The organism is Fodinibius sp. (genome assembly GCF_041642155.1).
Classification (GTDB): domain Bacteria; phylum Bacteroidota; class Rhodothermia; order Balneolales; family Balneolaceae; genus Fodinibius.
Genome location: NZ_JBEPWZ010000143.1, coordinates 1 through 7,230, shown reverse-complemented (window position 1 = coordinate 7,230; position 7,230 = coordinate 1). Strand labels below are relative to the sequence as shown.

Here is a 7,230-nt window from a genome sequence, read left to right as displayed (position 1 = left end):
CTCATCCGCGACAACGACAATTATTTTGTGCCGAGGCCCCAATCAGAGGATGTTGAGCAGCAAAGTGTTTCCCGGCGTTTTCGCACGCAGCCCGACTCTCTGAAAAAGTCGCCCTATTCAAGCCGGTATGTTGCCCTTAACATGCTGGATTCCGAGTCTGAACAACGGACACTGCACGATTTAACGCTCTCTAAACTGCGGGGCTACCAGTCGCTTGTCGAAGATGTATCCGTAGACACCGAATGGCGCATCAATAAAATTGCCCGCTACATGGTGGAAATCCATAAGAAATTCGCCATTCCGTTTGCCTGCATCATTTTTGTATTACTGGGAGCCCCCATCGGGATGTTTACCAAGAGAGGAAACCTGGGGTATGCGGCCCTTATCGGCGCCCTGTTTTTGACTTTTTACTGGATCTCAATCATCCAGGGAGAGAAGCTGGCCGACCGCATGTTCATCGCACCGGCCACCGGTATGTGGTACTCCAATGTCTTATTGGGCCTGGTCGGTCTTTATCTGGTTATTCGCATCTCCACTCCTTTCAAAATCTCAAATCTCTGGGGCGACCGTGATTAAAAAGATTGACCGATATATCATCAGCCGGCTTTTTGTCATCACCATTTTTATGCTGCTGATGCTGATTGTTATATTCATCATCTTTGATTTCTCTGAGAACAGTGAGGACTTTACCGACAAAGGAGCGGCTTTTGCCGAGATATTCGGGGTCTATTATTTAAATTACATTCCGGAGATTATACGACTTATTATTCCTGTTGCGGTCTTTATTGCCTGCCTGTACCTGACGGGACAGATGACCGAACGACTTGAAATTGTCGCCCTCAAGGCAGCGGGCGTCAGTCTTTACCGGCTGCTGCTTCCATACCTTATCTTTGGTTTTATTATCACGGGTATTACCAGCTACATGGATGGATATCTCATTCCCGACGCCAATAAAAAACGGATCGCCTTCGAATCGAAATACCTGCAGGGAAAATCCGAAAAGGTTGATAATAACCAGCTTTTCCGGCAGGAATCGGACCAGACGATCTTCAAGATCGGCTTTTTCAATGCCGATGAGAATACCGGTCATCGCGTTGACGCTACGACCTTTGCCGGCGACAGCATCAGGGAAACCATGTATATCCAGCGCATGATCTGGAAGGAACAGGAACAGTTGTGGAAGCTTGAAAGCGTCGATAAACGCATTATGACTCCCCTGGGATATGAACATGTATACGTCGATTCAATGGACACCACCCTGAATATCTATCCCCGCGATCTGGCCCGAACCACTTCTGATATCTACCAGCTGACCTATCCCAAAGCCCGGGAGTATATCCAGGCTATCGAGCGCAGCGGGGCCGGCAATGTAGAGTCGCCCAAAGTTCAGCTCTACGGGCGCTATGCCTATCCTTTTTCGATTATTGTGGTCATTATCGTGGGCTTTTCGCTGGCTTCCGTACGCCGCGAGGGGGGGAAAGGATTTTATATTGCGGCGGGACTGGGAGTGAGTTTTCTCTATCTGGCCCTGATGAAAGTCATTGAACCGTTTGGGGGGACCGGGGAAATACCTCCCCTGCTGGCCGCCGTTCTTCCGCACCTGTTCTTCCTGCTTCTCGGCCTCGGAGCCCTGTTCAGGGCCCGGAAATAATGGCTTCTGCTTCGTTTTTTCTCACTTTTCATCACGTCATGTCCCGCACCCACTTTAGCCTGGCCCGGATTCTTCATCAGGAAATTTGGTGGTGGGCAAGGCAAAAAAAGCTGGAAAATATGTTATTTCACACGTGAATGATGCGGGTTAGCTGACCGAATAGTTGGGCGACTCTTTGGTAATCTGGACAGAATGCGGGTGGCTTTCCTTGTAGGCGGCAGCTGAAATCTGTACAAACTCCGCTTTCTTCAGCTCGGAAAGATCTGCCGCTCCGACATAGCCCATCGCTGCCCGTAATCCCCCGACCATCTGATGGACCACCTCACTGAGATATCCCTTATAGGGTACGCGTCCCTCAATTCCCTCAGGCACTAGTTTATTGATATTATCCTCCACATCCTGGAAATAGCGATCCTTGGACCCTTTCTCCATGGCGCCGATACTGCCCATTCCGCGGTAGGATTTATACTTTCGGGATTCGTAGATAATCGTTTCACCGGGACTTTCATCCACGCCGGCAAACATCGATCCCATCATCACCGCATCGGCTCCCCCGGCTATCGCTTTGGGGATGTCGCCCGTCTGCTTAATGCCGCCGTCGGCAATGAGTCCGACGCCCGCTTCGTGGGCCAGCTCGGCCACCTCCATAACAGCACTCAACTGCGGAACGCCCACCCCCGTAACCACTCTGGTCGTACAGATGGATCCCGGTCCGACCCCCACTTTAAGGACATCCGCACCGGCATCGACCAGCGCCTTTGCCGCGTCCCTGGTAGCAATATTGCCCCCGATGAGACTCAGATCGGGATAGGCCGCCTTAATCTTCTCTACTATTTCCAGCACTCCTGTCGAATGGCCATGGGCGGTATCCACCGTAATAACATCCACGCCCGATTCCACCAGCGCATCGACACGCTCCAGGGTATCCTCGGTAACTCCTACAGCAGCCCCCACGCGCAGTCGTCCCATGTCATCCTTACAGGCATGGGGGAAATTCATTTTCTTTTCAATATCCTTAAAGGTAATCAGTCCCACCAGTTTGGTGTCATCATCTACAATGGGCAGCTTTTCCACTTTATGTTCCTGTAAAAGTTTTTCAGCTTCCTCCAGGGTGGTCCCTTCCCGCGCCGTGATCAGGTTGTCGCTGGTCATGATCGTACTCAGCTTTTTATCCACATAGTGTTCGAAGCGCAGGTCCCGGTTGGTGACGATGCCAATAAGTGTATTATCGTCTTTAACAATAGGAATACCCCCGATTTTATGCTTTTTCATCAGCGAGCGCGCTTTCCGTACCGTCGAATCCTTATCCAGCGTGACGGGATCAACAATCATACCACTCTCGCTGCGCTTTACCATGCGTACCTGGTCCGCCTGATCCTGAATCGACATATTCTTGTGCAGCATGGCAATGCCTCCCTCCCGGGCTAATGCAATAGCCAGTCGATACTCCGAAACAGTATCCATTGCTGCGCTGATAATAGGTACATTGAGGGTCAGGTCGTCGGTAAGGTCTATACTCGTATTGGCATCGCGCGGCAGCGTTTGCGAGTAGCCCGGCACCAGGAGCACATCATCATAAGTCAGGCCCTGCCGTGTAATCCGATCAGAAGGAGAGGAAGATTGCATGATAGAGTAGGTCTGCACGTATTTGGATTCAGGTTTGGGCAAAGATAAAAAAAATGTGGGCGACCTGCTTAACAGATTTCCTAAAAAATTTGTTAATAGTCAAGGTCACCCACATTATTAGGCTGCCCAAGGGCCTCTCCCTTATTAATTGAGGTCTTTACAAAAACGGTCTTTTGTTCAATACCGGCGTTATCGGCCGGTTGAAATTCTCTCAGACAGGCTACCTGCTACCATTCCAATCTTCCTCTGGCCCTGACCTTGAACAGGTACCCCGCCCCCCTGGGGAGTTTTGCAAAACCTTGCTATGTGATGTTGAATATCGTCAGCAGCCGGGACCGGCACTTTTTCTATAGCTATAGCAAAAGTGCATTAGAAACGGTGGACCTTTTTTGCCAAAGACCCTGTCCCGCTAATTGGTAAAGAGTGACATGGGTTTTGTGAAGGCCCCGCTGATATAACCTGAAATAGATCTTACAAACTGCGAACCCGCAACGCCTCCACAGCCGTCTGCAGGGAACACAAGTCATCTTTAAAACTCTCGATCCAGTGGACGACCCGCTGCCGGCGGCGGGCGACCCCGGGATCACAGCTGGAATACTGTCCCTGCAGCTCCTCAACCAGTGCCGACACATCATCTTTAATTTCAATTTTAAGCGCATCCGGCAGGTCTCCCCAGCCCATCAGTTTAAACATCTGTTGCAATTCCTGATGCTCCTGCTCAGCTTCTTTGAGCACTTTGCGTAGCACCGGTTCCATGTTTGCGGTAACCTGCTGGTTGGAAATATTAACTGCTGCATTCATAACTGGTCTCTTTGTTTAATTAATCTTCATCATAAATGTAACCAAGCAGACTGACAGCAGTATGTCACCCCTCTCTAAAAAAGATTCTGTCTTCCTGCAGCAAGGTGCAAGAGATTGAAAAAAAGTACGATTGAAGGGGAGTCCATAATGAAGATATTATCCAACATGCAACGGAACCGTCGCTGTGCCGGAACTGTTACTATAAAACAACACCCCTTGTTACCACGCACCATGCTTACATTTTATAAAGATACTTCTGACCAGTTTACGGACCATATTGAGGAAAAACTGCAGGATATGGTTGTAGCGCATAAGATTATCCAGGTTGACAATGCTGATTCCCTGCCTAAAGAAGTGGACAAGGATGAGTTGCCCGTACTCGGCGACGGCCACCGGACATGGTCCTCGCGGGCGGAAATTGTAGAGTTTCTGGAAGAGCTGCATCAAGAGGTTAGATTGGGACGCAGCCTCCAGTCCGACAGTTGTCACCTGGATCCCGACAATCCGGAACAGTGCCTGTAGAAAGGATGAACCCCTCCCCATAATTCACCCAGTCATAAGTAGAGAATCGGGCGTTATTACCAGCGGAATGACTTGACCTCCCCAGGGGGGATGTTACCCCGGGTAAATCGATTTTTTGGCGGCCAACAGGGTATTTTTCATTAGCATAGCCACGGTCATGGGACCCACGCCACCGGGAACCGGCGTGATCCAGCTTGCCTTTTCCCTGACGCTTTCAAAATGACAGTCGCCCACCAGGCTGTACCCCTTCTCCCGGGTCTCGTCGGCTACACGGTTAATGCCCACATCTATCACTACCACCCCTTCCTTGACCATCTCCCCCCTGATCAGGTTGGGCTGACCGGCCCCCACCACCAGTATATCTGCGGAGATGGTATGAGCCGTCAGGTCTTTGGTGTACTTGTGGCAAATAGTCGTGGTCGCTTTTCCTCCTGCATCCTCTTTGGAAAGCATAACGGAGATCGGCCGCCCGACAATATCACTGGCCCCCACCACAACAGCATGTTTCCCCTTGGTGGGAATGCTGTAATATTTAAACAGCTCAAAAATACCTGCGGGCGTACAGGAACGAAAGCTGGGTTGTCCCACCGTAAGCCGGCCTATATTCATGGGATGAAAACCATCGATGTCCTTGCGGTGGTCTATAGCCTCTATAACGTCGTGTGAAGAAAGGTGGGACGGCAGGGGAAGCTGCACCAGGATGCCATCCACATCGCCGTTCTCATTATAATACTGTATCGTGTTTTTCAGTTCTTTGGCGGAAACCGTATCGGGTAGCTGCCGGGTGTCGGTTTCAATACCCACTTCTTTGCAGGCGCGCGTCTTGGCCCCTACATATACATTTGAAGCGGGATCATTGCCAACCAGTATGACCTGTAGAAAAGGGGGGCGATGTCCCGCTTCGAGCCAATCCTCCACATCTTCGCGAACTTCATCTCTTGTTATTGCTGCTACTTTCTTACCGTCAATAATTTTAGCGGACATTTCGTGGTCTTAAGTTATGAGTCTTGAGTTGTCAATCAGAATGGGCCCCGGGTGCCGGTTGCTGGTATCCGGTATCTACCGCTCGATATCGTACTTCTTCATTTTGTTGTACATGTGGCTGCGCTGGATGTCAATCGCCTCAGCCGTCTGGGAGATATTCCAATCATTTTCATTCAGTTTTCGCAGCAAAAATAATCGTTCTGATGCTTCTTTAAAACCCTGAAAGGTGTCAATACTGTCGAGCAGGCTGTCGGCTCCCTCAGGTTTCCTGGATCCCGTGAGCGTGAGGTTACTGACTTCCTTTCCGGTGATGGTCGTACCCTCGGCAAGCAATCCCAGTCGTTCTACCGCATTTTGAAGCTCCCGTACGTTGCCCGACCACTGTTGTTCTTTTAACGCTTCCAGTGCATCATCACTAAACGAAATACCGGAAAAAGTAATGTCTTTTTCCGCCAGATGCTTGAGCCATCGCCGGGCCAACGCCGGGACATCTTCACGTCGTTGCCGAAGCGGCGGAACATGAATCGGAATCACATTCAGCCGGTGATAGAGATCTTCCCTGAAGCCACCGGCCTCGATCTCTTCCAGCAGATCTTTGTTCGTAGCCGCGATTACACGGACATCCACCGTTATTTTTTCGGTCCCTCCAACGCGAATAATGGCATTTTCCTGCAGGGCTCGCAGTACTTTAGCCTGCGCATTGGGACTCATATCTCCCACTTCATCCAGGAAAAGCGTTCCCCCGTCAGCTTGTTCGAATTTACCGATACGCTGACTGCTGGCACCGGTAAAGGCTCCCTTCTCATGACCAAAAAGCTCACTTTCGAGCAAATCTGCAGGGATGGCAGCACAGTTGACTTCTACGAACTCTTCATTCCTGCGCTGACTTTTTTCATGGATCCAGCGGGCTACAAGTTCTTTTCCCGTTCCGTTTTCGCCGGTCACCATAACTCTTGAATTCGTCTGGGCAACTTTATCGATGGTTTCTTTTATTTTTTTAATGCCCCGGCTTTCACCAATAATTTCAGGAACTTCAGGCAGCCGCGATCGTATGGTTTTATTCTCTTCCGAGAGCCTTCGTTGATCCAGGGCATTTCGCACACTCACCAGCAACCGGTTCAAATCAGGTGGTTTCTGGATAAAATCAAAGGCCCCTTTCTTGGTGGCTTCCACCGCAATTTCAATATTTCCGTGTCCCGAAATCATAATGACGGGGAAATGGAGTTTATTCTCTTTCAGTTTAGAGAGTACCTCCATACCGTCCATCCCTTTCATTTTAATATCCAGGAGCATAAGATCGACGGTCTCTTCTGACAGAATCTGAAACACCTGTTCACCATCTTCGGCTTCAAGTACACGATATCCCTCAAATTCAAGAATATCCCGGAGTGAATTGCGAATACTCTCTTCGTCATCCGTTACCAGTATTGTAGGGGACTTGTCAGGCATGCCTGTTCGTTAATAAATGTTAATATTTATAGTATATTTGTTGAATTATTTCTTCCTGTACCGAATCAACATAAGAGGTCGACTCGGTGTAATTATTCGTTATGATACTGACCACAAGCGGCTGTCCCGATGCCGACTCCAAATATCCGCTCAGAGCTCGAACGCCCGAAACATATCCCGTTTTGCCATGCATTTTA

General features: G+C 49.7%; 8 protein-coding genes. 3 read left to right on the top strand and 5 right to left on the bottom strand.

Translation table 11 applies throughout. The features are described 5' to 3' along the window. A partial coding sequence (locus tag ACESLU_RS09295; RefSeq protein ID WP_372638296.1) for an LptF/LptG family permease occupies window positions 1–576 on the top strand: 576 nt, incomplete at its 5' end. After that, window positions 569–1,651, top strand: coding sequence for an LptF/LptG family permease (locus tag ACESLU_RS09290; RefSeq protein WP_372638294.1), 1,083 nt, complete (start codon window positions 569–571; stop codon window positions 1,649–1,651). The genes ACESLU_RS09295 and ACESLU_RS09290, both read left to right, overlap by 8 nt. Window positions 1,652–1,798: 147 nt before the next feature. Here the strand turns inward: ACESLU_RS09290 and guaB are convergent, their stop codons facing one another. Both guaB and ACESLU_RS09280 read right to left on the bottom strand, forming a co-directional pair. Continuing rightward, complete coding sequence (guaB, locus tag ACESLU_RS09285; RefSeq protein ID WP_372638300.1) at window positions 1,799–3,277, bottom strand: IMP dehydrogenase; 1,479 nt, start codon at window positions 3,275–3,277, stop codon at window positions 1,799–1,801. A 471-nt stretch (window positions 3,278–3,748) separates the two neighbouring features. Continuing rightward, the gene (locus ACESLU_RS09280; RefSeq protein ID WP_372638292.1) at window positions 3,749–4,078 is read right to left on the bottom strand and encodes a hypothetical protein; all 330 of its coding nucleotides are present in this window, start codon (window positions 4,076–4,078) and stop codon (window positions 3,749–3,751) included. A gap of 231 nt (window positions 4,079–4,309) precedes the next feature. On the opposite strand from ACESLU_RS09280, the gene ACESLU_RS09275 reads away from it, so the two are divergent. Further along, entirely contained in the window at window positions 4,310–4,600 is a 291-nt protein-coding gene (locus tag ACESLU_RS09275; protein ID WP_372638290.1) for a hypothetical protein, read from the top strand. 93 nt (window positions 4,601–4,693) lie between these two features. Here the strand turns inward: ACESLU_RS09275 and folD are convergent, their stop codons facing one another. From folD to ACESLU_RS09260, 3 genes are all read right to left on the bottom strand, one after another. Beyond that, complete coding sequence (gene folD / locus ACESLU_RS09270; protein WP_372638288.1) at window positions 4,694–5,584, bottom strand: bifunctional methylenetetrahydrofolate dehydrogenase/methenyltetrahydrofolate cyclohydrolase FolD; 891 nt, start codon at window positions 5,582–5,584, stop codon at window positions 4,694–4,696. Window positions 5,585–5,659: 75 nt separating this feature from the next. Next, a complete protein-coding gene (locus tag ACESLU_RS09265; RefSeq protein ID WP_372638285.1) occupies window positions 5,660–7,033 on the bottom strand; it encodes a sigma-54-dependent transcriptional regulator in 1,374 nt (457 codons plus the stop codon). Window positions 7,034–7,052: 19 nt separating this feature from the next. Beyond that, complete coding sequence (locus ACESLU_RS09260) at window positions 7,053–7,226, bottom strand: D-alanyl-D-alanine carboxypeptidase (RefSeq protein WP_372638298.1); 174 nt, start codon at window positions 7,224–7,226, stop codon at window positions 7,053–7,055. Window positions 7,227–7,230 lie beyond the last annotated feature (4 nt).

Coding starts and splice junctions, on each gene's coding strand:
- guaB (WP_372638300.1), bottom strand. CDS start 3,277: ATGCAATCTTCCTCTCCTTCTGATCGGATTACACGGCAGGGCCTGACT.
- ACESLU_RS09260 (WP_372638298.1), bottom strand. CDS start 7,226: ATGCATGGCAAAACGGGATATGTTTCGGGCGTTCGAGCTCTGAGCGGA.
- ACESLU_RS09275 (WP_372638290.1), top strand. CDS start 4,310: ATGCTTACATTTTATAAAGATACTTCTGACCAGTTTACGGACCATATT.
- ACESLU_RS09280 (WP_372638292.1), bottom strand. CDS start 4,078: ATGAATGCAGCAGTTAATATTTCCAACCAGCAGGTTACCGCAAACATG.
- folD (WP_372638288.1), bottom strand. CDS start 5,584: ATGTCCGCTAAAATTATTGACGGTAAGAAAGTAGCAGCAATAACAAGA.
- ACESLU_RS09265 (WP_372638285.1), bottom strand. CDS start 7,033: ATGCCTGACAAGTCCCCTACAATACTGGTAACGGATGACGAAGAGAGT.